22 protein-coding genes, 1 tRNA gene and 2 pseudogenes are annotated in these 24,605 nt (G+C 68.4%); 11 read left to right on the forward strand and 14 right to left on the reverse strand.

Annotated features, from left to right (window positions below; all coding sequences use genetic code 11):
• The 4 genes from AB0C29_RS00385 to AB0C29_RS00400 form a co-directional block, all read left to right on the forward strand.
• A partial coding sequence (locus AB0C29_RS00385; protein ID WP_360813521.1) for an ABC transporter permease occupies positions 1–699 on the forward strand: 699 nt, incomplete at its 5' end.
• Between the two features lie 42 nt (positions 700–741).
• Positions 742–1,338: a GrpB family protein gene (locus AB0C29_RS00390; protein ID WP_360813523.1), complete on the forward strand. Its 597-nt coding sequence runs from the start codon at positions 742–744 to the stop codon at positions 1,336–1,338.
• A gap of 244 nt (positions 1,339–1,582) precedes the next feature.
• On the forward strand, positions 1,583–1,786 hold the full coding sequence (locus AB0C29_RS00395) for a hypothetical protein (protein ID WP_360813525.1): 204 nt from the start codon (positions 1,583–1,585) through the stop codon (positions 1,784–1,786).
• Positions 1,740–2,582 carry a hypothetical protein gene (locus AB0C29_RS00400; protein WP_360813527.1) on the forward strand — a complete coding sequence of 281 codons (843 nt, stop codon included), beginning with the start codon at positions 1,740–1,742 and terminating at the stop codon, positions 2,580–2,582. The genes AB0C29_RS00395 and AB0C29_RS00400 overlap by 47 nt, the downstream gene beginning before the upstream one ends.
• 52 nt (positions 2,583–2,634) lie before the next feature.
• Here AB0C29_RS00400 and AB0C29_RS00405 read toward each other — a convergent pair whose 3' ends face one another.
• The gene (locus AB0C29_RS00405; protein ID WP_360813529.1) at positions 2,635–3,897 is read right to left on the reverse strand and encodes an MFS transporter; all 1,263 of its coding nucleotides are present in this window, start codon (positions 3,895–3,897) and stop codon (positions 2,635–2,637) included.
• A gap of 122 nt (positions 3,898–4,019) precedes the next feature.
• Between AB0C29_RS00405 and AB0C29_RS00410 the strand changes: the two genes are divergently transcribed.
• On the forward strand, positions 4,020–4,685 hold the full coding sequence (locus AB0C29_RS00410) for a VOC family protein (RefSeq protein WP_360813531.1): 666 nt from the start codon (positions 4,020–4,022) through the stop codon (positions 4,683–4,685).
• Positions 4,686–4,716: 31 nt separating this feature from the next.
• Positions 4,717–5,190: a DUF4279 domain-containing protein gene (locus tag AB0C29_RS00415; protein ID WP_360813533.1), complete on the forward strand. Its 474-nt coding sequence runs from the start codon at positions 4,717–4,719 to the stop codon at positions 5,188–5,190.
• Positions 5,191–5,402: 212 nt separating this feature from the next.
• Here the strand turns inward: AB0C29_RS00415 and AB0C29_RS00420 are convergent, their stop codons facing one another.
• From AB0C29_RS00420 to AB0C29_RS00450, 7 genes are all read right to left on the reverse strand, one after another.
• Complete coding sequence (locus AB0C29_RS00420) at positions 5,403–5,807, reverse strand: NUDIX domain-containing protein (protein ID WP_360813535.1); 405 nt, start codon at positions 5,805–5,807, stop codon at positions 5,403–5,405.
• Positions 5,808–5,884: 77 nt separating this feature from the next.
• A complete protein-coding gene (locus tag AB0C29_RS00425; RefSeq protein WP_360813647.1) occupies positions 5,885–6,286 on the reverse strand; it encodes a DUF1232 domain-containing protein in 402 nt (133 codons plus the stop codon).
• Positions 6,287–6,354: 68 nt separating this feature from the next.
• Positions 6,355–8,898, reverse strand: coding sequence for a DUF3488 and transglutaminase-like domain-containing protein (locus tag AB0C29_RS00430; RefSeq protein WP_360813537.1), 2,544 nt, complete (start codon positions 8,896–8,898; stop codon positions 6,355–6,357).
• Positions 8,892–10,037 carry a DUF58 domain-containing protein gene (locus tag AB0C29_RS00435; protein WP_360813539.1) on the reverse strand — a complete coding sequence of 382 codons (1,146 nt, stop codon included), beginning with the start codon at positions 10,035–10,037 and terminating at the stop codon, positions 8,892–8,894. Before AB0C29_RS00435 ends, AB0C29_RS00430 begins: the two co-directional genes overlap by 7 nt.
• A 289-nt stretch (positions 10,038–10,326) precedes the next feature.
• Positions 10,327–11,313, reverse strand: a complete 987-nt coding sequence (locus tag AB0C29_RS00440; protein WP_360813541.1) for a MoxR family ATPase — start codon at positions 11,311–11,313, stop codon at positions 10,327–10,329.
• Between the two features lie 9 nt (positions 11,314–11,322).
• On the reverse strand, positions 11,323–13,893 hold the full coding sequence (locus AB0C29_RS00445) for a fibronectin type III domain-containing protein (RefSeq protein WP_360813543.1): 2,571 nt from the start codon (positions 13,891–13,893) through the stop codon (positions 11,323–11,325).
• 196 nt (positions 13,894–14,089) lie between these two features.
• On the reverse strand, positions 14,090–15,646 hold the full coding sequence (locus AB0C29_RS00450) for a tetratricopeptide repeat protein (protein WP_360813544.1): 1,557 nt from the start codon (positions 15,644–15,646) through the stop codon (positions 14,090–14,092).
• Between the two features lie 188 nt (positions 15,647–15,834).
• On the opposite strand from AB0C29_RS00450, the gene AB0C29_RS00455 reads away from it, so the two are divergent.
• A tRNA-Leu gene (locus AB0C29_RS00455) sits at positions 15,835–15,922 on the forward strand.
• A 728-nt stretch (positions 15,923–16,650) separates the two neighbouring features.
• Here AB0C29_RS00455 and AB0C29_RS00460 read toward each other — a convergent pair.
• The 3 genes and pseudogenes from AB0C29_RS00460 to AB0C29_RS00470 form a co-directional block, all read right to left on the reverse strand.
• The gene (locus AB0C29_RS00460; RefSeq protein WP_360813546.1) at positions 16,651–16,947 is read right to left on the reverse strand and encodes a hypothetical protein; all 297 of its coding nucleotides are present in this window, start codon (positions 16,945–16,947) and stop codon (positions 16,651–16,653) included.
• A 9-nt stretch (positions 16,948–16,956) separates the two neighbouring features.
• A pseudogene (locus AB0C29_RS00465) lies at positions 16,957–17,172 on the reverse strand (transposase); the annotation flags it as partial.
• Positions 17,084–17,860 carry a transposase gene (locus AB0C29_RS00470; protein WP_360813548.1) on the reverse strand — a complete coding sequence of 259 codons (777 nt, stop codon included), beginning with the start codon at positions 17,858–17,860 and terminating at the stop codon, positions 17,084–17,086. The pseudogene AB0C29_RS00465 and the gene AB0C29_RS00470, both read right to left, overlap by 89 nt.
• 380 nt (positions 17,861–18,240) lie before the next feature.
• Between AB0C29_RS00470 and AB0C29_RS00475 the strand changes: the two genes are divergently transcribed.
• The gene (locus AB0C29_RS00475) at positions 18,241–18,891 is read left to right on the forward strand and encodes a hypothetical protein (protein ID WP_360813550.1); all 651 of its coding nucleotides are present in this window, start codon (positions 18,241–18,243) and stop codon (positions 18,889–18,891) included.
• Positions 18,892–19,007: 116 nt separating this feature from the next.
• Positions 19,008–20,015, forward strand: coding sequence for a hypothetical protein (locus tag AB0C29_RS00480; RefSeq protein WP_360813552.1), 1,008 nt, complete (start codon positions 19,008–19,010; stop codon positions 20,013–20,015).
• A gap of 252 nt (positions 20,016–20,267) precedes the next feature.
• On the opposite strand, the gene AB0C29_RS00485 is transcribed toward AB0C29_RS00480, so the two are convergent.
• The 3 genes from AB0C29_RS00485 to AB0C29_RS00495 form a co-directional block, all read right to left on the reverse strand.
• Complete coding sequence (locus AB0C29_RS00485) at positions 20,268–20,720, reverse strand: hypothetical protein (protein WP_360813554.1); 453 nt, start codon at positions 20,718–20,720, stop codon at positions 20,268–20,270.
• The gene (locus tag AB0C29_RS00490) at positions 20,717–22,297 is read right to left on the reverse strand and encodes a hypothetical protein (RefSeq protein ID WP_360813556.1); all 1,581 of its coding nucleotides are present in this window, start codon (positions 22,295–22,297) and stop codon (positions 20,717–20,719) included. The genes AB0C29_RS00485 and AB0C29_RS00490 overlap by 4 nt, the downstream gene beginning before the upstream one ends.
• 575 nt (positions 22,298–22,872) lie before the next feature.
• Positions 22,873–23,184 (reverse strand): hypothetical protein, encoded by a 312-nt coding sequence (locus AB0C29_RS00495; RefSeq protein WP_360813653.1) that lies wholly within the window; start codon positions 23,182–23,184, stop codon positions 22,873–22,875.
• A gap of 96 nt (positions 23,185–23,280) precedes the next feature.
• Here AB0C29_RS00495 and AB0C29_RS00500 point away from each other — a divergent pair.
• Positions 23,281–23,502, forward strand: a pseudogene (locus AB0C29_RS00500) (DUF4253 domain-containing protein); the annotation flags it as partial.
• Positions 23,503–23,525: 23 nt separating this feature from the next.
• The gene (locus AB0C29_RS00505; RefSeq protein WP_360813558.1) at positions 23,526–24,599 is read left to right on the forward strand and encodes a phosphoketolase family protein; all 1,074 of its coding nucleotides are present in this window, start codon (positions 23,526–23,528) and stop codon (positions 24,597–24,599) included.
• The last annotated feature ends 6 nt before the right edge of the window (positions 24,600–24,605 follow it).

A 24,605-nucleotide genomic window follows, 5' to 3' on the forward strand; every position in this document is an offset into this window, starting at 1 on the left:
GCCGCCCGGCGCCTCGGCATCGAAGCGCCCGGCCCGCGGGTGTGGCTGGGCGGGCAGTGGTTCAGCGTGGTCGGCGTCCTGGCGCCGGTGCCGCTGGCCCCGGAACTCGACTCGGGCGCCCTGGTCGGCTGGTCGGCCGCGCAACGGTTGCTCGCCTTCGACGGCTCACCGACCACTGTCTACACCCGCTCGGCCGAGGAGGCGGTGGAACAGGTCCGCCAGGTGCTGGCGGCGACGGCCAACCCCGAGGCCCCGAACGAGGTGAAGGTGTCACGGCCCTCCGACGCGCTCGCGGCGGCCCGGGCGGCCGACAGCGCCCTCAACGGCCTGCTGCTGGGCCTCGGCGCGGTGGCCCTGGTCGTCGGCGGGGTCGGGGTGGCGAACACCATGGTCATCTCGGTGCTGGAGCGGCGGGCGGAGATCGGCCTGCGCCGGGCGCTGGGGGCGACCCGCGGGCAGATCCGGTTGCAGTTCCTGTGCGAGTCGCTGCTGCTGGCCACGCTCGGTGGTGTCGCGGGGGTGCTGATCGGTGCTGCGGTCACCGCGGGCTATGCCGGGTACCGGTCATGGTCGCCGGTCGTGCCGGGGTGGGCGCTTGCCGGTGGTGTCGCGGCGACGATGCTGGTCGGGATGGTGGCCGGTCTGTATCCGGCGGCCCGCGCGGCGCGGCTGCCCCCGAGCCAGGCGCTGTCGCACTGACATGTCGTAGGCTGGCCGACTTTGCTTCTCCAGGAGGTCGCGATGCCGAAGTATCCGCCGCAGGTCACCCAGCGCTTCCACGGCACCCCCGAGCAGTTGGCCGCCGGCCGGGTGGGTGCACCGCCGGCGAGGTGGGACTCGATCGTCATCGAGCCTTACGACCCGGCCTGGGCGCAGCGGTTCGCCGCTGCCCGCGCCGGCCTCCACGAAGCTCTGGGTGATCTTGTCGTCGACATCGCGCACGTCGGGTCCACCTCGGTGCCGGGTCTCGACGCCAAGCCCATCGTCGACATCGACCTCCTGCTGCCCGGCACCGAGCAGGAGTCCGGCTATCTCCCGGCCCTGGAAGGACTCGGCTACCGGCTGGTCCTCCGGGAGCCGTGGTGGTACGGGCACCGCATGCTGGTCAGCGCCGCCGAGGACATCAACCTGCACGTCTGGCCCCAGGACGCGCCCGAGCCGATACGGCACCGCCTGTTCCGTGACTGGCTCCGCGCGCATCCCGACGACCGGAACCTGTACGCCTCGGCGAAACGCCGCATCGCCCGTGACACCGTCGCTCACCCCGGCGACTACAACCTCGCGAAGAACGACGTCATAGACGCCATCTACGCGCGGATCTTCGCCGCGACCGACTGACCTCGCGGCTGTCCCCGGTCCGGTGGAGGACTCTGCGTGGCGGGTGCCCTTCAAGGAGCAACAGCGCGGTGACCTGCGGGACCGGGCCGGCTACCGGCCGTACCGTCGCGCCCCGGGAATCGCACATCCCGGTGATTCGGGATTGAACCGGGATGGTCATCGCAGGCCGGGGGTACTCACGCCGCTCGCATCCCCGCACATCGGTCCACCCCGGACCGGTCCCTCGACACAGGAGCGAGACGCGATGACCGAGCCGTCCCCGATAAGACGGGCCCCGCAGGAGCCGCAATTGACTCCCGAGGAGATCGCAGCCGGCGACAAGTACGCCGACCTGCACGATCCGGGCCCCGGCGAACAGTACGCGGGCGTGGCCGTCCCCGACCCGTGGGAGGAGGCGTCCGATGGCGAGCTGGACCCTGGTGCCGTGCCTGGTGACTCTCAGAACTGAGTTCAACACGCTGTCACCCGGCCGGGACAAGTCGACCGACGGGTCCATCGGCGACACCGCACACTCGCAGAGCTCGTCGGATCACAACCCGGACGAGACGGGCAGCACCCCGTACGAGGACGCCGACTCGATCAACGAGGTCCACGCCATCGATGTGGACAAGGACCTGCGCAAAGCCGGCTGGAGCATGCAGAAGGCGGTGGAGATCATCGTCATGCGGCACCGCGAGGGTCGCGACAACCGCCTGCAGAACGTGATCTACAACCGCCGGATCTGGTCCCGCTCGTGGGGGTGGACGACCCGCACGTACACCGGGGCCAACGCCCACACCCAGCATGCGCACTTCTCCGCCCGCTACACGACCGCCCAGGAACGCGACACCCGGCCCTGGGGCCTACTGGAAGCCGAGGACGACGACATGGCCACGATCACCCAGTCCGACTTCAACGCCCGCATGGACGCGTGGTGGAACGCCCGGATGAGCCCGAACGCCCGCGAGAACCCGCAGCGCGCCGCCCTGCGGGTGGCGCCGTGGCAGCAGAACGTGGGCCGCACCGGGCGCAGCGCGCACGAAATCGTGTTCACCGACATGCTGCAGTTGCTGCAGCAGGCTGCCGGGCAGGACCCGCAGGCGGTGGGGGAGCTGGTGGTGGCCGGGATGGAGGACGAAGCCGTCGCGGACGCGGTGATCGGCGCGCTGGCTGATCCGAAGCGCTCCGACGAGGAGATCGCGGCCTCGCTGCGCACCGCTCTGGGCGACCGTGCCGGGGAGGTCGGCCGGCTGCTCGCCGCCTGAGCGGATCCAGGTCACCGGCTCGACCGGCCCCGCGCTGCCTGGGCCGGCACGGTTATGGGGCTCGGCGTGCCGAGATGCCCGCCAGCACCGTCCCCACACAGAGGGCGGCTGCGCTGAGCCCCAGCGACCAGTGGATACCGACAACCGCGCCGAACAACCCGACCGTGACCCCGCTGCCGAACCGCAGCCCGTTGGCCGACATCCCGTAGACCCCGATGACCCGCCCGCGGTCGGCGGGCGGCGCGAGCAACTGCACCAGGGTCTGCCCGATCGACATCGACGCCAGGTTGGCCACCCCACCCACGACCAGCAGAAGAACGGAAAGCGGATAGCTGGTCGAGACAGCGAACAGCACGGTGCTCAGCCCGTAGACGCCCGTACTGAAAACGGCCGCGGCCACGGTCGGCCGCAGCCGCCCGGTGGCCTCGAGCAGAATGCCGCCGATCACCCCACCGGCGCCATTGGCAAAAAGCAGGATCCCGTACGCGGTCCCGGCGCTGCCCGCCCCCAGATCCTGCGCGAAGATCGGCATCGACGACTGCATCGAGGCCCCGACGAAGAACGACCCCAGCCCACCCAGAATGATCATGCTGACCAGCGTCCGATTGGCGCTGACCGCCCGCAGCACCCGCACCGAATCGACAATCCCCATCCGCCGGCGCGGCCCCCGATCGTCGCGGGTGTGCCCGGTGAACTTCGTCCGGAAGAGGAACAACGTCAGCGGCAGATAGAACGCCACATTGACGAAAATCCCGGCCGTGGGACCGAGCCCGAGCAGCAACGCCGACCCGATGACCGGCCCGAACAGCACACCCAGGCTCTTGAAGGTGGCATTGAGCCGTACGGCGCTGGGCACCTCGTCATCGCCGACGAAATCGTGCAGCATCAGCTGCTCGGCCGGGCCCCACAACGACCCGGCCAGCCCGTGCAGCACCAGCAGCACACACGCCGACCACACCTGGAGTGAATCGGTCAGGAAAAGTACACCCCAGGCCACCGAGACCAGCGCGAACAGCGTCTGCGCGACCTGGATGACCTTGCGGCAGTCGAACCGGTCGGCCAGCCCGCCGAAGTACACGGAGAAGAACAGAAAAGGCAGCCAATGGCTGATGACCTGAAAGCCGGCCAGGGCGGGGGAGTGGAACTTCTCCCAGAGCACCCAGTACGTGATGACGTGCTCGATGTTGTCGGCCATCATCGCGAGCGCCGCCCCGAAAAGATAAGGACGACAGTCCTTGTTCCGAAGAGCAGCAAACTTCCGGGGTACGACGGCAGCCGCCGGCGCGTGCGCGGGTACTCCGCAGGCGGCACACATGACAGTCAGACCTCCCAGCGGGCAGCCTCCCCGACCCGGCCGGCGACTGCACTGCCGGTGCCTCACCAGGTGATGTGAATTACCCGTTGGTGCCGCGTCGCGCCGCTGCCTAGGGTCTGGTGATGCACCTGCTCGCCATGACCATGGAAGCACCCGACCCGCCTCGGGCGGCCCAGTTCTGGGCTGGTCTGTTGCGCCGCGAGGTCATCCAGGACGCCGGCGGTCTGCTCCTGCCGGGCGAGGACGCCCAGCTCGGCCTCCGCTTCGTCCCAGGCCGCCCGGGCCTGCTCGGAGCCAGCCGCATGCACCTGCACCTGACCAGCGCTGACCTTCATGAGCAGAGGCAGACGGTGACGACGGCGCTGAAGCTCGGCGCCCGCCACCTCGACGTCGGGCAGAAGCCGGACGAGGAACACGTCGTCCTGGCCGACCCCGCGGGCTACCCGTTATGCGTGATCGAGCCCGGCAACGCTTACCTGGAGGGTTGCGGCCCGCTCGGCGAGCTCACGTGCGAGGGCAGCCGCGAGGTGGGCGTGTTCTGGAGCGAGGCGCTGGGCTGGCCGCTGGTGTGGGACCAGAACGAGGAAACCGCAATCCAGTCCCCACAAGGCGGAACCAAAATCGCCTGGGCCGGCCCACCTGTACCCCCGAAAACCGAACCCAACAGGCAACGCTTCGAACTCACCGCCGCAGCACCCGACGACCTGATCTCCTTGGGCGCCACTCACCTGAAGAACGGTCTACTGGCCGACCCGGACGGCAACGAGTTCCACCTCAGGGAGCACTGACCTGCTTGTTGCCGCCAGTAGTGTCCGACGCATGCTCGTGCACCAGTACGCCTACTTCGCGCTCTCCTCGAACCAGGTGTCGGCGGCAGAGATCACGGCGCGATTGCTGGTTGATCCTGATGAGGTCGTGATCCGGGGCAGCCGTCACGCGGAACCGGCGCGACCGGCTTCTCACAGCTGGAAGATCGTCTGCCGTAAGCCAGGGCTGACGGTGGAGGAGCAGATCACCAGCATCGTTGATCGGCTGTTCGCACACGCCTCGAAGATCGGCGACGTCGCGGCCGAGCTCGACCGGATCGATGGCATGCCGGGCGCAGCGGTCATGCAGGTCATGCGGGTATTCGAACATTCGGCAGATGAAGCGGAGGAACCCGGCCACTCCGGTGAAGCCACGGCAAAGCCGCTGGAGCAGCCCTCCCTGCTGGGCTGGCATCTCGATGCCCGCACCTTGACGTTCCTCCAGCTGACCCACGCCGAGCTGGACGTCGACGAGTACGCCTATTGACCCCGACACATGTGTCCTCAGGTGACGGCCTCTCGTTGAAGAGCCGGCTGGTATTCAGGCAGTGGCGGACCTGGCCCAAGAATCGGTCGAGCAGGTGTCGTAGGGCGTCCGAGTGTCGATCGCCGCCGTCGTGTCGATGTAGATGGATGCCCTGAATGAGGCAGAGCAGGGCAAGGCTGGTGGCGGGGGCACCGCGAAGAGGGCGTGGACGTTCAGGCGCGGGCACCCCGCATGGCTTCCACCACCGCCGTGCGCACGGGTTCATGAATGAGCGGCGGCAACTCCTCAGGCCGGAACCAACGGATCTCGTCATGTTCATCAGGAGCGACGTTTGTCGGTGTCCCCTGCCAGTCACCGACGAGCCAGGCGCTGAAGCGCACGGATTGCTCCCCGTGGCCCTTCTCCAGTCGACACAGATGGATCGCCGAGCCTGGTGCTATCTGCACGCCGAGCTCCTCGTGCATCTCCCTGGCGAGCGCGGCCAACTCGGTCTCGCCCGCATCGATGTGTCCGCCGGGCAGATCCCACACGTCCGGGTAGACATGGCGGTCCGGACTTCGGTGGACGAGCAGGACTCGACCTTCGCGAACCAGCGCCGCGACAACGATCTCAGGCATGGCTCGGGATTCTGGCATGACCATCCGACAGAAAGTCCGCGACTGCGGCCCGCAGACATGCCGCGACCGGCAGCTGTTCAGTCTCGGTCACGGCGCGGGCCGAGCAGCCGTTCCAGCAGCCGCGGTTCGCCGGGCCAGGCGGCCATCAGCACCTCCCGGGGCACCTGCCGCCCCGCATACCGCAAGGCCAGCGCCACCACGACGATGTCATCCAGCGGCCCGATCACCGGAACGAACTCGGGAATCAGATCGATCGGACTGGCAACCCAGATCCCGGCAATGACGATGGCGATCCGAGCTCGCCGCGGCACCCGAGGATCCTTCCGCAACCGCCGCACAGTGGTGACACAGTCCGGAATGAACGCGGCCAGATCCCGCAAAATCCCTGGCGGCAACCGCCGAGCAAGGACCAGCAGCAACGCCCAGCTGAACACAAGACAGGCCACGGCGACACCGAGCCCGATAAGCCAGTCCCGCAAGCTCGTCACCACCGAACCCTACGGCGCCGCAGCCGCCCCCGAACCCCAGTCCCGCCGCCGAGAGCCCGTCAGTCGCGGTGCCAGCGCAGCGGACCCGGGTGCAGGCTCCACCAGAGCCGCCGCCACCAGGACCTCTTGGCCCGCAGCGCCTCGGCATACGCGACCGCCTGCTGCCCGGCCCGCTCAGCCTGCTGCCCATCAGCCGCCCCGGGCGCGAACCCCACCGTATTGACGGCGGCCACAAGCTCATCCAACGGCGGCATCTCATAGCCCGCGGGCGGCGCAGCCGCCCGCACGGCACCGAGCCCGCCACGATCCGGCGCATCCTCCGGCCGCCACCCCACAGACGCAGCATCCACCGCGACAGCGCCGCCCCGTGCCTCCGACGCGGACCCCGCGCCGACGCCTCGACCGGCGCCGTCGCTCGGCCCAGCCCCATCGGCCACGCCGGCCTGCCCCGCTTCGCTCCCGCTCGGACCCGCGACGGCGTCCCGCCGAGCTGACCCGCTCAGGCCCAACCCGCCCAGGCCTACATCCGATCCGCCCGGCCCTGATCCTGCCGGATCCGACGCGGTGCGCGACCTACCAAACCGCCGAGCCTTCCGCTCCCGCGGCACCGGCGGCAACGCCGCGAAAGCCGCCGCCTCAGTAGCCGCCAAATGCCCAGGAACCGGCCGCCCCGCCAACCGCAAAGCGTCCGTGAACTCCAACCAAGCCCCAGTGATCCGCTCAGCCGGCGCCCCCACCCCGAGCCGCCGCTGCCGCAACCCCCGCCGCATCACCACCACAGTCGCCGCCGCCGCGATCAACACCAGCAGCACCGACCCCGAAGCCCCGGTAGCCACCAACACCCCGGACGCTCCACCGCCCCCAACCACCGGCGCCTGAGCAACCACCGGCGGCGCCGAAGCACTAGGCGCCTCGGACGCCGGCGGCGGCTCAGAAGTAGGCGGCGGCGACGGCTTGGGCGTGAAGTCCTCCTCGACCGGCCGAGGCTGGTCACTCTTGGGCGACGGATCAAACGCCACCCACCCCAGCTCGTCGAACAACACCTCCGGCCAAGCAACAGCGTCACCACCGGTGACCGTGCCCCCGCCCGCGGGCACGTCGAACCCGACCACCACCCGCGCCGGCAACCCGGTCAACCGCGCCAGCAACGCGAACGACGCCGCGAACTGCTCCGACGTTCCCCGCTGCCCGCCCTGGTTCCGCGGCCCGAACAGGAAGAACTGCAGATTCGGGTACGCATGCCCGCTCGGCGAGTCCGCAACCTTGCGGTAGTGCTCGGCCAGGAACTCCTCGATGGCCGCCGCCCGGTCGAACGATCCGGCGTTGCCGTCGGACAGCTGCTCGGCCAGCCGCGTGATCGAATCGGGCACTCCCGCGCCCACGGTCAGGAAACGCGCCACCGCATCACCGGTGGGGGAGTCCGCCGCGGGGAGCAGGTTGAAATCAGGTTCTTGAGCTTGGGACGTCACCGTGTACCGCAGCCCCGGCTTCAGTCCCTCCGGGCTGATCAAGGTGCCACTCGCCGGGTCGTACGCGACGCGTACCCCGTCCACGCCGGTCGGCGTCGGGACCACCGGCAGGAGCCGCCCGGTCAGCTCATCCACCGTGATGTCCTGCGTGACCTGCCGCGACGGCACGTCGGGCAGCGCGGCCGCGGCCGGCAGCACCCGCCCGGCGTTGCGGTAGGTCGCGCCGACCCGCCAAGTCACCCCGTCGTAGTCGGGCAGCACCGCGAGCCGCAACCGCATCCGCCCCTTGCCGGCGGCGTCCGGGGCGACTTCGAGCAGCTTCTGTTTCGGCGTCAGCGCCCAGCCGGAGATCCGGTTCAACGGACTCTCGTCCAGGCTGTCCACCTGCGGCGGTTCGACGTACCGCCGGGGGTCGACCGGGGTCGCGGAGACCCGGCCGCCGACCCACGGCCCGACCACGACGATCAGCCCGATGAGGACCACCAGCCCGGCGGCCGCTCCGGCCAGCGCCCGGCCGCGCACGGCCGCGCGGGTCTTCGCCGGTACGTCGGACAGCGCCGGCCCGCTCGCCGGCCGAGCACTGACCGCCAGCGCGACGGCGACCAGTCCGGCGAACAGCACCGTCGGCCACCCGGCCGTCCCCGCATTGGGCCCGACGACGTAGAGCGCGCCCCCGTAGAGCGCAGCCGCCGGCACACACCCGAGCAGCACCCGCCCCGACCGCACCGCCACCTCGGCCCCGGCCAGCCCGGCCAGCCACGCCGCCACCACCGGAACGACGACGGTGTCCGGCGTCGACTCCACCGGAATCATGGCGGTGAGCAGCCGCGGAATCCCGTTGACCAGCGCATCGGTGACGATGCCGCCGAGCGCCCCGGTCATCTCGGCCCGGTTCGCGGCCACCCGCAACGCCCCGAGCGTGTACCCGGCGAGCAGCAGCACGGACATCGGCGCGATCGTCCACGACGGCAGCCGCCGCGCCGCCACACTGACCCCGACGGACCCGAGCGCCGCGCCGGCGACGAGCTGCACCAGCAACGCGTCGGCATAGATCCGCCCGAGCACCACCCCGGAAAGCCCGATCAAAATCACCAAGGCCACGGGTACGACCGCGGCCCGCACCCACCTCACCATCCGCGCACCCCGTCCCAGGCACCGGCGAACTGCACGCCGTCCTCGGCCTCGATGACGATGAGCCCACCCCCGGCCGACACCGGCGCAGCGTCCCGATCACCGAACAACCCAGCGATGACGACGGGATACGCCCCCCGCAACGCGGTCACCGCACCCAGATCTGTCCGCCCACCCGGCCCGGTCAGATAGACCAGCGTGTCCCCGAGCCGGTTCTGCCGCAGGCTGCGCAACGTCTGGCTGAGATCACCCGCCCGCAACTCAGCCTCGGTGAGCACATCCAGGAACGGTCCCTCGGCGATCCCCGACACCAGATGCAACGCAACCGGAAGATCCTCCCGCACCGCAGCCGCCACGATCGAAGCCGCAGCTTCACAACAAGACTCGAACGAGTCAGCAGTCCCGTCCCGAACGTCCGGATGCGCCCCGGCCCGGTCATCCAACAGCACAATGATCGTCGGCTCACTGGTATCGAGCTGCTCGCGAACCATGAGCTCACCGACCTTGGCCGAACTCCGCCAGTGCACCCGCCGCAGCTCGTCCCCGATGACGTACTCCCGCAACGAGTCGAACGTGATGCTGCCCTGCGGCACCTTGTCGATCCGCCCGTCCAAACTGCGCGCCATACCGGCCGGAACGGCCCGCAGCAGATGAATCCGCGGATGCACCCACACGCTGGTGACCCCGCCGTAGGTCCGCGACAACGTCATGAGCCCGAGCGGATCGGTCCGCGTGACCCGCAAAGGCCCAACCGGCACCACACCCCGCCGCTGCGTAGGAACGGGATACTGCACGGTGGTGTCCCGCCCGGGCCGCAACCGCAGCAGGGGAACGGGCACACTCGCCGAACCACACCGATCCGCGGCAACCAGATTCGCGGCCCGCAGCTTGCTGGTGTTGTGCACGGTCAGGGTCATGGTGGCCGGCTCGCCCCGAGCCACCCGGTCCGGGCTGGCCACCCGGTCGACGCCAAGCCCCGGCCGCCACACGGCGAAGACGACCCCGCACAGCACCGCGACAGCAGCAGCGGTCCCCAGCAACGCCAGATCCGGATACCCGAACCTGAACCCGGCAGCAAGCAGAGCCAGCGCAGCAACAAGAACGCCGGCCCCGCGCGCCGTAACACCGCCGAGCCGCCTCACGCTGACGCCGCCGCTACCGTCGGCCCCCGACTGCCCGAAACCGCCGCCTCGATTGCCGACTCCTGAAGCGCCGAAGCCACCACCCATCGGAGCCAGCCGTTGCCTGCCGGGTGCCGGTAGCCCTCGCCATGCTGCCGACCGGGACCTGCCGGGTACTGGTAACCGTCCTCGGGCTGCCGAGCAGCGCGTGCCGGGTATCGATGACCGTCGCCGCTCCGCCCGCTCAGACTCGTCGCCCGCCGGCCGATGTCACCGCCGTGCCGACCCGACCTGCGTTCAGTACAGGCGCTCATGCACCGACGCGCTGATTGTCCGGCAGCGGCACCGGCACCGACCGCACCGCGTCCTCCAGCACCTCAACCGCCGTAACCCCACGCAACTGAGCATCCGGCGACAACAGCACCCGATGCGCGAACACCGACCCGATCAACGCCTTGAAATCCTCCGGCAGCACATACCCCCGCCCGTTGATCAGCGCGTAAGCCGACGCCGCCCGCGTCAGCGCGATCACCCCACGCGGACTCACCCCGACCCGAACCTGCGGGTGATCACGAGTCGCGGCGGCCAGACGCACCGCGTACGTGTAAAGCGGGTCAGCGATATGCACCCGCAACGCCATCCGCACCATCTCCCCGACGGTGGCCGTGTCGGTGACCGGCTCCAGCGCATCAGGCGAGCGCATCGCCGCCCCGCGTAGCACCTCGACCTCGACGTCCTCAGCGGGATACCCGACCGACAGCTTGACCAGGAACCGGTCGAGCTGCGCCTCCGGCAGCCGGTACGTGCCGTCCATCTCGACCGGGTTCTGCGTCGCCACGACCAGGAACGGCTGCGGCACCGGGTGCGGCACGCCGTCAACGGTGACCCGGCGCTCCTCCATGACCTCCAGCAGCGCCGACTGGGTCTTCGGCGACGCACGGTTGATCTCGTCGGCGATGACGATGTTGGCGAACACCGGGCCCGGGTGGAACTCGAACCCGCGGCTGGCCTGGTTGAAGATCGTCACACCGGAGACGTCGGAGGGCAGCAGGTCGGGCGTGAACTGAATGCGCCGCCACTGACCGCGCACGGCCGCCGCGATCGCCCGGGCCAGCGTGGTCTTGCCGACGCCGGGCACATCCTCGAGCAGCACGTGCCCCTGGGCGAAGAACGCCGTGAGTGCGAGCCGGACGACCTCGGGCTTGCCCAGCACCACCGTGCCGATGCGGTCGGCGAGCTGGGCCGCGACGGCGGCGAAGCCCTGGATGTGCTGGGGCGGCAGGGGTTCGTTGCTCACAAGGGTTCCTCAGCAGGTGGGCAGGTCGTTGATGTCGTCGCCGCCGTCGAGGTTGAGCCAGGCGAACGGGATGTAGTTCTTACCCTCGTACTTGACCTGGACCCACCAGTTCGACTCCTTGTGGCCGTTGTAGATGTAGGAGTCGATGCTGGTGCCCTTCTTCTTGCAGTACGCCTCCAGCCGGGTGCCGGGCTTGGCCCAGCCGACCTGCGTGCTCTGCTGAGACGTGCTGGCGAAGATCTCGTTGCCGTTACGGCCGTCGCGGTCCTTGTCGCAGTAGGTCGCGGTCTCGCCGTTCTCGCCGTTGTTACAGGTGGCGGTGCCGAACAGTGCGTCGGTCGCCTGGTTGCGGGTGCGGGCGTCGCTGGTGCCGGCAGCGGTCTTGGCGGTCACCGTGAACGTGTAGCTGGTGCTGGGCTTCAGGCCGGTGACCTTGAGGCTTGAGCAGCTGCCGGAGGCGGACCCGCCGCCGTTGGACGACTTGACCGTGCAGGTGGCCTGCGCCCCGCCGGCGTTCACGCTGAACGTGACAGTTGCCGTGTTGAACGTCGCGGAAGACCCGGTGATCGTGACGACGGGCTTGGGCAGCGTCTTGGCGGTGGCGGTCGCCGCCTCGCTCTCGCCGGCCTCGTTGACCGCACGCACCTCGACCGAGACGTTCTCGCCGGTGCCGAAGCCGTTGAGCGTCGCGCCGGTGCCGTCGGTGACCTCGGTGGTCTTCCCGCCGGCGGCGACCACGTACTTGGTGATCGGGCGGCCGTTCTCGGCCGGTGCGGTCCAGGTGACCTGGATGCTCCCGGCCTTGTCGCTGACGGTGGCCGCGTCGATGTTCTCCGGCCGGTTCGGCTTGGCGAACGGCACGACGCTGTTGCTGATCGGTGAGGCTTTGGAGCCGGCGCCACGCTCGTTGATGGCGACGACCGTGAACGCGTACTGCTTGCCGTACTCCAGCTCGCCGTCCTTGATGATCATGGACGTCTCGCCCTTGACCTCACCGAGCGGGGCGGAGGTGCCGTCGCTGACGGCGGTCACCGCGTACCGCTCGATCTCCAGGCCCTGGCCGTTGGCGGCCGGCCAGGTGACCGCGACCGTGCCGTCCGGTTTGGCCTCGGCCGTCGCGGCCGTGGGCGCGTCGGGAACCTCGGAGGTCGGGCGCACCGGGTTACTGGTGCGGGCCGGGCCGTCGCCCTTCTTGTTGACCGCGTGCACGGCGAACCGGTAGGTCTCGCCGTTGGTCAGGCCGGTGACGTTGAGCGAGCGCTGGTTGGCGCCGACCTGGAAGGTCTTGTCGGCGCCCTCGACGACGTACTTGGTGATCTCGGCGCCGTTGGCCGGCGCGGCCTGCCAGGAGACGCGGGCCTCGGCGTTGCCGGCGGCGGCGCGCACGTTGCGCGGGGCGCCCGGCTTGGCGACCGGGGGCTTCTTCGGCTTCTGCGGGGGCGGCGGCGGGTCCGGCGGGGTGGGCGGCGGGTCGCCCCCGAGCACGTCGTCGGCGTACTTGTCGACGACGCGGACCTGGTGGGCGTTGTCGACGACGCGCGCGGTGGAGGAACCGGGGGCGTTGATGAACAGGTAGTTCTCGCGGACCTCAAGCTCGAGGGGGCCACCGGCCTGCTTGAAGGCGATGCTCTTCTGCTCGCGGCCGGCGGTGTCGAACACGTGCACGGTGCCGGTGGACTCGTCGGCGACGTAGAAGAAGCCCTCCCAGGCGACGGCCGGTTGAAGTTCGCCGCCGTCACCGGGCACCACGAAGTCGGCGACGCCACCGGTCGACGGCACCGCGTACACGTGGCGGGCGTCGGGGACGGTGACCGGCACGACCAGGCCGTCGGTGTGCTCGGGCAGCGTGCCCGGGCCGCTGAGCGGCAGGACCTGGCTGGTGCGGGCGTCGCCGCGGAAGGTCGTGAGGGTGTTGGTGGTGCGGTCGAGGACCGCGACGCCGGTCTCCAGGGTGGACAGGGCCAGGTCGTGGCTGGGCGTGGCGACGCTCTCGGTGCGGATCTGCACCGGGCCGGCCTGCCCGCCCGCACCGCCGGTGGCGTCGCCGTCGGGCAGGGGAGCGGCGGTGATGGCGGACACAGTGCCCTCGCTGGGCACGGCGATCCACAGCCGGCCCTCACCGTCGAAAACGCCGCCGGTGATGCCGGGCGGGTAGCGCAGGGACTCGCCGATGGGGGTGAGCGAGCGCGGGTCGAGCTGGCGCACCTCACCCTGGACGGCGTCGATGACGAACGCGGAGTCCTCGTGCAGGGCGACGCTGACGCCGATGCCGGCGGTCATGGCGGGCCCGACGAAGATCTGCAGGGAGGTGAGATCCATCGAGCTGATGACGCCGGTCTGCATGTCGCGGAGCAGGACGAAGCGGTCGTTCTGCGAGATCTGGACCTGGTGGCCGCGGGCCTGGGGCACGTTGACGCGGGTGTCGACCCGGGCGGTGACGCCGTTGATCCGGGCGGCCTCGCTCTTGGTCTTGCTCCACACCCAGGAGGCGGCGTCGTAGCTGGCGACGGCCTGATCGGCGGCGCCCAGGCCGAGGACGGTGAGTCCCAGGCCGGCGACAAGGCTCAGGACAGTGCCCATGGTGACGAGCCCACCACGACTGCGCCACCGGCGCTTACGCTGGCCGATCACGACATCTGCACTGGCCACAGCCTGCCTACCTCCCCGTTTGCCGGCGGCGCCCGTTCAGGACGCAGGCCATCATAGGGGGATGGGGGTCGGTGTGGACACCCGGCGAGTCACGGTTGTGGATAGTGATGATCGCCGAGAGTGATCATCATTTGCCGGGCGAAGGCTTGGTCGAGCGAGGGACGCGGCTGGTGCAGATCTGCGGCGAGGTCGAGAACTGGCTGGTGGTGTAAACAGCCACCACAGCGAAGCAATAGTCCAGGTCAGCGTTCAGTCCATTGAGATCGAACGTGGTCGTGGTAGGGCCGACCTGACCCATCGGCCGAAGCTGTTCCCCGGGCTTGCCCCCGGTGACGACGAACGAGGCCCGCCCGTTGGCCGGATCAGCCCAGAACAGCTTGACCGACGATCCGTAGTCACGCATGCGCACATCGCTAGGAGCGGGGCCGGCGAGAGTTGGCACATCAGAGGCCGGATCGTCACCCCGGTTGGCAAGAACGACAACCAGCGCGACCACGGCGATGATCACCCCGAGGACCGCGGCAATCGCCGCGAAAAGGGCCGGGGCCTTCCGGGAGTACGACGATTCGCCGGTGCTCGCCGGGACGGCTGAGGTGATCGGTGGCGCGGAGATGATCTGCGGCATGGGCTGCTGGTCGTAGCGGCTCTGCTGGAAGTAGCCGGGCTCGGGCTGATAACCCTGGCCAGGGAATTCGGTCGCGGCAGGCGGTGGTCCAGGCTGCGCAAAGTCCGGGGGTACGCCGTGAGCGCGGCTCGGCGGGACGGGAGGCGGCATCGGCTGCCCGTAGGCGGGCGGCGCCGACTGTGACCCGGCCGTCTGGCCGTAGCTGGGCGGCGCCGATTGTGACGCGGTGCTCTGGTCGTAGCTTGGCGGTGCCGGCTGTGACGCGGTGCTCTGGTCGTAGCTCGGCGGTGCCGGTTGCGAGGCGACTGTCTGGTCGAACCTCGGCGGAGCTGACTGGGGGACCGCTGCCTGGTCGTAGCTCGGGGGAGCCGGGTCATAGCTGTGCGGGGAGAGGCCGGTGGCCGCAGAACCGCCGGCGGAGGGCCGCTCGTAGCTAGGCGGTGCTGGCTGCGGGTTTGGCTCGGGTGCGGGTTCGGGGAAGTAGCGGGGCTGGGGTTCCGCCACGGGCTGCTGCGGCACGGGGCTCTGCTGAGGGCGTACCAGTGCCTGCTGGTCCTGGGGTGCCTCCCGCTGCGGCGGGACCTGGAAGCGCTGCAGCTGCTCGGCCGGCAGCTCCATGCGTACCGTCGGCGGGTCTTCCCCCAGGTAGGAGCGCGCGCGGACGACGGCCCAATGGTCCGCGCCGAGCGCGGCCGGGCCGTGCGCGGCCACCCGGCCGAACGCGCGCCGGGCCTCGTGCCGGTTCTCCATCTCCTCAGCGACCACGCCGAGATCGAAGGAAATCCCCAACATCACCGGGTCGGTGTCCCCGAGCCGCCACTGACCAGCCGCGTACGCCTCCTCCAGCACCCGCCGCGCGCCCGAAGGATCATCGGCGCGCTGATGCACGGTGGCGAGCTGCTGAGCGGTCAGCAGGACGTCAGGGTCGTCCTCGCCAAGATTGGCCCGCCCCAGATCAACGGCATGCTCGAGTACAGCGCGCGCCTGGCCAAGGTCACCGGAATCGGCGAAGGCCTGCGCACGCTGGCGGGCGGCGAAGAGCGGGGACGGCTGAGACACGCAGGCCATGCTGCCCTTTGCCGTCCGGCGACGCCAGTACGAGCGGGCCCGCTGTCCCGATATGTCCGGTCCGGGGGTGGCCTGTGGGGGTGCCGGAGGGGCGTGTATATTTCTCTCCTGTGCAGCCCGCCGGGCGGCCACTTGCGGATGCGAACCGCAGGTCGAACCGGTTACGCTGTGCTCACCTTGTCCGGGTGGCGGAATGGCAGACGCGCTAGCTTGAGGTGCTAGTGTCCTTTATCGGACGTGGGGGTTCAAGTCCCCCCTCGGACACCAATCAAAGACACGATCGTTCGCCGGGGTGACTACCTCGGCGATCATTGTCTCCGGGCCCGGCTAGTGGCTCAGCCTCAGGTCGATTCGGTGGAGAGACGGTCGTGGTGCGTCTGCGTCGCTTGCCGACGCCTTGCCGGGCGGGCCGGCGCCCTAGCCGAGAGATTGACCTCCGGGTGCCACGCAGCGCGTCATCTGGCGGGTTGCAGAACCGTCGCGAATGCCAGTCAAGTGTCGCGGCCAGCTCGGCGTCGATCCTCGACGCGGCGTCAGGCAGGCCACAGCTGACATGGACCGCGCTGCCGACACGCGGCTACCAACGGTCCAAGGAGCATCCGACCTTGTGCTCGCGACCAGCGGATTAAGAGTCCACTGATGGCCGTGCCGCCTGATACGTTGCTGTGTCGTTCTGTGCCGGAATTTGCGGCTTCGTGGCGTTGCCAGGCCCGGGCTTCTGTCGGCCAGTGCCATGCAGGGTTGACCCACGCCAGGACCGTCGATCACGCATGGATCACGTAGTCGGCAGCGCGGGATCAGCAGCAGCACGCCATCACCTGGTATCGAACCCTGCGACCGCCGGCCCGTATGGGTTACGCATCGGACGGTCGATCACGCATCGATCACGCCAGGGGCCGGCCGGACGCTCGCCCGGCAGGCGGGCACGAAGCCTCGATCCGTCCGGCGATCAGAGCGCTTGCTTCGCCGGCGCTTTCATCTGGCACCCCTCTATGTCAAGAGGCGGCGAGGGAGGGTGTTCTAGGCTGGTGCTCGGCGGGTCCGGGAAGTGACTTCTCCGAAGTGTCGATCGGGGGGTTCAGGTCGGCCGCGCTGGATTGCAGAGTCGCCCCCGCTTGTCCTCTCGGGCCCGTCGCTACCGTTTTAGCGTCGGCGACCATGCGTTTGTAGACGATGTCGGACAGGCGTCGTTTCAGGGCGCGCAGCGCTTCCATCGGTGTCTTGCCGGCGGCGAGTTTGCGCCGGTAGTAGGCGCGGCCTTCGGTGTCGCGACGAAGCTGGACGATGGCCATGATGTGCAGTGCCCGGTTGATGCGCCGGTTCCCGGCCCGCGAAAGCCGGTGCCGGTTCTGGTCGCCGGACGACGCGTCGATGGGCGCGGTGCCGTTCCACGACGCGAAATGCGCCCGGCTGGCGAATCGGCTGATGTCACCGATGTCCCAGCAGCCGGGCGGCGCCGGACGGGCCGATACCGGTGAGCTCCTGCAGCCGGCTGCCGGTGGTGTCGACCAGCTCAGTCAGCTCGGCGTTGGCGACCTTGATCTTCTTGTCGATGACAGCAAGTTCGTGGATCAGCTCCGAGGCCAGCCAGCGACGGGTTCTGCCGACGACGTCACGCGGGCGGACGGTGTTGAGCAGCGCGCGGGCCTGGGTCGCGGACAGGACCTTCTTCGCCCCGCCCGGCACCAGCTCGAGCAGCAGGTGATGCAGGCGGCTGACCACTTCGGTGCGGGTCCGGCCAAGCTGATCGCGGCGGTCGACCAGCAGCCGCAGCGCCACCGTGATGTCGTCGACGACAACCTGGCGCAGGCCGGTAGTGCGCAGAGCGACCACGGCGACGCTGCGGGCATCGACCGGGTCGGTCTTGCGGCCCTGGCCAGTGGCGAACACCCTCGCCCGGGCGGACAGTTTCGCGGGCACGTCCAGCACGGTTTCGCCGTCGGCGACCAGGCGCTGGGCGACGTGCCGGCCGATCCCGGAGCAGCCTTCGACGGCCCAGACGCGGTCGGTGTGCTTACGGCCGGCGGCGAGCATGGCCTTGTAGCCGTCGCGGTCGGTGCCGAACCGGCCTTGCCCTACGGCCTGTTCCCGGTCGTTGATGATCTCGATGGTCGCGGAACGCTTGTGGGATCCACGCCGATGATGACCTGAGCCATCCTGACTCCTGTTCCTCGCTGCGACAGTCGTTGTCGGCGAGGAGGGCATCGCTACTTTGAGCCGGGCATACCCCTCTGGAGCCTCTCCGCGCCGCGGTGACCGGCAGGGCGCACGCCAAATGAGAGCCACACCAACCTTCGGTCGGCAGCCGAAATGAGAGCGACTCCGCCGGTCACCTCGACCATGCCTGGCCGGGCAGCGGTCGTGCCACCAGTCAACAAGTAAGCCGAGATGAGTTCACGCGACCAACGAATCGTGCACACATGCTGAACCGAGATCTTGTCGCATCGCACTACATCTCGATTTCATGATACAAATCTTGCATGCTGTCACGGGCTGCAATAGGTTCTATGGCCACTGCCGTAGCCGCCGCCGAGCAAAGGCTCATGCAAAGAATAAGAGACGGTCGCGACTCAGAGGAGCCCGCGATGTCCTCAACGCTCTCAAATCAGCTCGAAACGCTCGTCGACGACACGACGCCGGAGAACGTTAATCTGAAGGTACGCGTGTTGGATTCAGCGGGCCAAAGGTCTTCGGAGTCGCTGTTAGGTGCCGACCTCTGCGTAGTCCTAGATATTGAGGTTGCGCCATTGATTCGCGTTCGCAAAGGCTTTCTCGTCCAGGCGAAGAGGTCAAAGGGCTCGGGCCTGGCATATAAACATCCAAACGAGATCGCCCAAGACTACGGTCACTGGCTATGGCGTCCGGATGCCATGATGGAGAAGAGTGGAATTATCACTCTTGGAAACCCGTCGGAGCTTTTGGCTACCCAATGCAGAGACATGCTTCAGGTCACCCCCGCATCATACGTTTGGGTCTACGGGAATCATCCTGTTGCAGTCGTGTCAGCAAAACCGGTATTTGAGCTATATGCTCGGCCGGAAAGATCTGCGCGTATTGAACTTGGCACAAAGCGCTTGGATGATTTCTTCGTTAATGCGATTGATTGCTTCATCGGCGATCCGGCTATCGTGGCCTGGGATACTGAGTCGCTGCTGCAGCAATGCCGCATAAGGCGGGCACGGTTCGGCGCACTAGTGTCGGTAGACCTTCCGACTCGGCAAGCAGCGGACCGATAAGAGCGTCGCCACAGAAAAGCTCCGTCATCTGCCGACGACAGCGAGCGGCGGCCGGTGTAAAGCCATCTTGCGACGTGACGCTGCCAAGACTGCGGACGTAAAGGATGTGATGAACGATGCAGACTGAGTTGCGTGGATATATGGTTACTGTTGTTGGCAAGGCCATCGAGGGCAACAGGCTGAGTGGCTCGCCGGACGTTCTTCACCTGGGAATCAAGCTGGATCTTGACGAAGAAAAGGTTCTGCTGCACGTTCCCGTCCAGGCATCTAACGGCGCTGCGGCCCTGTCAACGGGACGCGCTATAGCTGAAGACTTCTTCCGAGTACTCGGAGCAAGTCATTCCGCATACATCATTGACTTACACGACGAACGCGACCAAATCACCCGTACCGACGCCGTCTATGTCCAAGGCGGCCCCGTACCAGAGGCCGATGTCGCTGAAGGCGCCGTCTCGGAAGAGGGCCTCCAATGGCTGGACCCAGAAGGCGACGCGCGCCGTGCGGGAAAAGTCATCCGCATCCGGGCTGCTGGCTTCGTCACACATCCAGTCACCGTAGACGCCCAAAGGTTCAGCGGAAGGGAGCATTGGTCACCTCGTCTACGAGCCGGACTTTCCCTATACTGGGCTGCGCAATGCAGTGTGGACCACCAAGTCCGGTTTGTTCTTGGAGTGGCAGCGCTCGAAGTTCTCGCCGAAAGGAATTCCGAGAAGCTACTTGCCATCCGGCTGCCTAATGCTCGCCGGAAGGCACTGCGGCGGTCCCTTGAGGCGACATTGAGGTCTTATGAAGAGCTGACAAGCAGCGACATTGACCGCCTTCTGCAACGCCTCTTGGATACGCAAGCATTTGGCGCTGCACCTAGGCTCGCGCTTTACCTGAACAGGCTAATTCCCGACGGAACCGGTGATTTAGCCGGCGGAGTGACTGAAGATGAGATCAGGTCGTGGACCCAGGGGCGTGGGTCCTATCTACATGCTGGCCCACCTAGCCAATCGGACGTCGCTTCTCTCAATCGACTTAACTTGTTCGTCGGCGAGGCCCTGCGTCGTGAACTCGACCGCGTCGTCCCGCGGTCAAACGACCGCGAAACAGATCCGGGGAGCGGCTCCGATCGTCCCTAGTCGAACGTTCACACTCGCCAATTACAGGTTGTGGTCGTACTCTCATGCCGCCGACAAGGCGCGAGGCGGTGGTCCGGCAGAACGGTCACTGCCCGATGGTCAATCACCTTTACTGTTGGTCCTTTGTCTCGCCCACGCTCGATTTGGGCGGTAATGGCAGCGACGCCGGGCGTGCGGCTGCAACAGGGCCAAATGAGGGGAACGGCCCGCTGGCGCGGAGCGGGGCAAGGGCGAGTCATCAGCCACTGCGGGTCACGGATGCCCCGCGCGGCGATGCCACCAGCGCCGCCTGGTCCCGTAATTGATGGTCGCCTTGGCTATCGTCTTATCGCCGTTGATCACCATCCCCGAATCGAACGCCGCCCGGGCCCCAGGCCCGACGTTGACGATCCCACCGCTGGCCCCTGGATCGCCGCGTGCGCCGACGTTTCGCTCGTCGCCCTGCCCGGCAGCCCCTGGATCGTCGCCGGGTCCGCCGGGCACTGGAGTCGGTGGCGATGCGGCGACCGGCGGATTTTCCGAGCGGTCTGCGTGCCGACCGGCGTGGCGATCGGCGACCGCCACACCAGCGAGGACGGCGGCCAGCACGAAACTGGCGACGCTGGCCACCTGATCGGCGGCGCTCAGGTTGACGATCGCGAAGACCATACCCGCGGCGATCATTGCTCCGCAGAGCCCGGCCAGCACCACCCGCTTCGGCGTCATAGTCCAAACCCGCCTGGCGTTGGAATGTCCGGGTCGAGATCCGGATCCGGCCGGGATGCGGGCCGCGTCGGCCAGTCCGGGGAGCCCGGCGCGGGCTTCGCGATCGGTCGGGCCGGGATCCTCGGCGGGTCAGTCGATGGACTGGAAGCCGGCGGCTGCGCTGCGGTCGGTGGCCGGAAGGCGGTCGGTGGCCGGAAGGCGATCGGCGTAACCGGCGCACGTGGCGACTGGGCCGGTCTGGGCTGTCGGGTGATGCGCGGGCGGGCGTCGTCGACCGCTCGCCGCAGCCCGGTCAGGTTCGTGCTGATCGAGGTTTTCAGCGCGCGGCCCGCGGACCACGACACGTCGAGCCGCGACGTGTGGCTGAGCTTGTTGCCGTAGCCGACCATCACCGCGCCGGCGAGGTTCACTCCGACATCGAAGACGTTGCGGGTGACCTCGGCGCCCCGCTGTAGCTCGTCGGCGTAGGTCAGTAGGTCGCTGTCGTCAAGCCCGGCCACCATGCCTCGGATAATCCGCAGCGGGTCGCCGGCGCCGGACGACTGCCCGGCGAACTGCGCGGCCATCGCTATGACGAGATCCCGGTTGTCCACCAGCAGGTCGGTCAGTGGGATCGCCGCCTCCTCGACGTGATAACACGTCGTGGTCGTGAGGCGGCTGTCGTCCCCCTGCGCCACCACGCCCGCCTTGTCGGCAATCAGAGCGGTGGTGGGCGCAAGATCGCGCCCGTAGGTGCGCGCATCACCAGCTGCGGGATCCGAGCGCCCCGCCGCCACCAGGGACCGGAAAGCCGCGTAATGCACCCGGCTCGGGTCGGCCATCATCGCGGTGAACGCGTCCAGCACCGCGGAATCCCGATACAGCGGCTCACAATCGAGGGAGATCCGGCGCACGCGGTAGTGCTCCATCGCCTTCAGCCGGCAGTTGTTGGCTTGGACAACCACCCCGGTGTTCGTCGTGGTCACTCGGCGCGGCTCGGCGCGGCCCCACGCCTCCCAGATGACCAGCCGGTCGTGTGAGGGCGCCACCACCTGCAGCCGCAGCGGCGGCAGGTCGCGCAGCTTCAGCGCCTCGTCGAGGCCGTCGAGCCGAGGCCCGATCTGATCCACCAGCTTTTGAAAGCCGGCTTCGATCCGGGACCGCGCCGCTGGCAATTCGCGCAGGAGCCTGACCGGGTCGGCGAGGGTTCGCCCGAGCGCACCCACCGCCTGTACCGCGGCGCCGAACGCCTCCGGCGGAGCGCCCGGCCGCAGCTTGCGCGCCGCGACGTCGACCTGCTCCACGGCCGCCACGGCCTCGGGCACGTCCTTGACCACCTTCGCCAGCTCACCAACAGCCCGGCCGAGGGACGATTTGCTGGTGATTGGCCGGTCGGGTGGCGGACGCAGCGGACGCGCCGAAGCGTCCTGGACGCTGTAACTCGGGTCTTGCTCCATTGCGTCGCGGATCAGTCGCCTGAGCCGTGGGACCTTTTGTGGATGGAGGCCAGCATCAATCCGCCTGTCGTTGTATCCCTCTCCGCCGCTCTTGCCATTGCCAGGAAGAGAAGAACGCTCATGTCTGCCGCCGAGCTCCACTACTGCACCTCCACGTCGCTCGACCTCAATGGTGCCCCTGCGTGACGCTCCTGCAACTGTCGTGACAACGACACCCCTCCGCGGAGTCCGGCACCTAGCTGAACCGCTGCCCGCCCGTTTCGGCGCCGAATGAAGGTGCACTCTCATGCTGCCAATAGATCGCCGCCAGACAACGTTCGCACCGATGCTCGACCACAACGGCCCGGCCCGGATGCCGGAGACTGCCGTCGGAGGTCCTCGACCCGGCGCGGTGGCGAGAGCGACGATTGTTATCGTCCCTGAACTGGCCGCCCCCAACCTCGCCGTCCTGGCCTCGCCGGCACGGACGAGCGATTCGGATCAGCCAGGCAACATGGCCGGGGTCGTCCTTGGCCGACGTCGCGGGCCTGGTAACTCTGTGAGCAATCGCGGGTTTGTCGTCGTCTGGCCGGCCTAGCGAAGATGATGGGACTGTGCTGGGGTTATCAGAGACAGTTTGCGCCCTGCAAGGCACTGTGCTCGCGGGTTTGCCGATCCAGGAAGGGCCCGCGGGCGCGCTGATCGTGTCCGGGCTCGACGCCGACGACGCAGCAGGCCTACTCGCCGCTTGGCGCGCGGCGTACGCACTGCTTCCGGAGACCGGCCGATGGCCCGTATTGATAGACGACGAATCCATCGAGGCGGGCCCCTTCGATGCGCGAGCGGAAGCGGAACTGACTGCCCTCGATCGGGCGGCGCGCACGGTCGACCCGTGGCCGTTCTTCCAGCAGGGCGACGACGGACCTCCCGAAGTCGAGCTTTCCTTCTACACAGGCGGCCTCCACGGCGTCGACGTCACCGCTGACGTCCTGCCAGCTCTGCCACAGAACGTCAGCACTCAGCAGTTGCTGCGAGCGGCCTACAACCATGTCTCAGCCGATCCGCGCCTGACCGCTCAGGTGCTGGAACGCACCCGGGATGTCGTCAGCATCGACTACTGGTATCAGCCGGACGATGCATCACTGATGCTGGCGCCGACCACCTCGCCGTGGCTCGCGGTGGCGCCGCTCGGCTTCTACGGCGCGCTCGGTCACGAGGAGGAAATGGCCGCCGTGCTGCGTCAATGGCACGAGCGATGGGACGCCCGGCCGGTCGCCTGCTGGGGCACGATGCTGCAGTTCGAGGTGCACCGCAAACCCGTACCGGGCGTTGACGCGTGGACCGCAGCCCGGCAGGTGCTCGCACTATCGCCTAACATCGACATCCTCCAGTGGGAGCTGGCCGCAACTGGCAGGCCGAGATCGACAAGTTCGACGAGAAGCTCGACCCGCAGGGCCGCGTCATCGAGGTGCTCTCCGAACACATGTGCCAGGGCCTGCTGGAGGGCTACCTGCTCACCGGCCGGCACGGCGTGTTCACCTGCTACGAGGCATTCATCCACATCATCGACGCCATGTTCAACCAGCACGCCAAATGGCTACAGGCTTGCTCCGCGGTGTCCTGGCGGCGCCCGATCGCCAGCTTGAACTACCTGTTGTCGTCACACGTCTGGCGGCAGGACCACAACGGCTTCACCCACCAGGACCCGGGCTTCCTGGACGTGGTGATGAACAAGAATCCCAGCATCGTGCGGGTCTACCTGCCGCCGGACGCCAACACCCTGCTGTCCACCTATGACCACTGCCTGCGCTCGCGGCACTACGTCAACGTCGTGGTGGCCGGCAAGCAGCCGCAGGCTGACTGGCTGTCCGTGCAGGACGCGGCGTTGCACTGCGCCCGCGGACTCGGCATCTGGCAATGGGCTGGCAACCGCGACGACCCCGGCACCCTGCCGGATGTCGTGCTGACCTGCGCCGGTGAGGTGCCGACCCTGGAGACCCTCGCGGCCGCGGCGATTCTGCGCGAACGGCTGCCTGACCTGAGGGTCCGCGTCATCAATGTGGTGGACCTGATGCGGCTGCAACCGGAGACCGAGCATCCGCACGGGCTGCCGGACCGCGAGTTCGACACGCTGTTCACCGCCGACCGGCCGGTGATCTTCGCGTTCCACGGTTACCCGTGGCTGATCCACCGCCTGACCTACCGGCGCACCAACCACGCCGGGCTGCACGTACGCGGATACAAGGAGAAGGGCACCACGACCACCCCGTTCGACATGGTGATGCTCAACGACCTCGACCGCTACCACCTGGTCATCGACGTCATCGACCGGGTGCCCTCCCTCGGCGCCCGCGCGGCCGGGCTACGGCAGGAGATGATCGACGCCAGACTCGCCGCCCGCACGTACACCCGCGAGCACGGCGCGGATATCCCGGAGGTGGCCGACTGGACCTGGCCCGGCTGAACCCCG

The organism is Actinoplanes sp. NPDC048791, assembly GCF_040650095.1.
GTDB lineage: Bacteria > Actinomycetota > Actinomycetes > Mycobacteriales > Micromonosporaceae > Actinoplanes.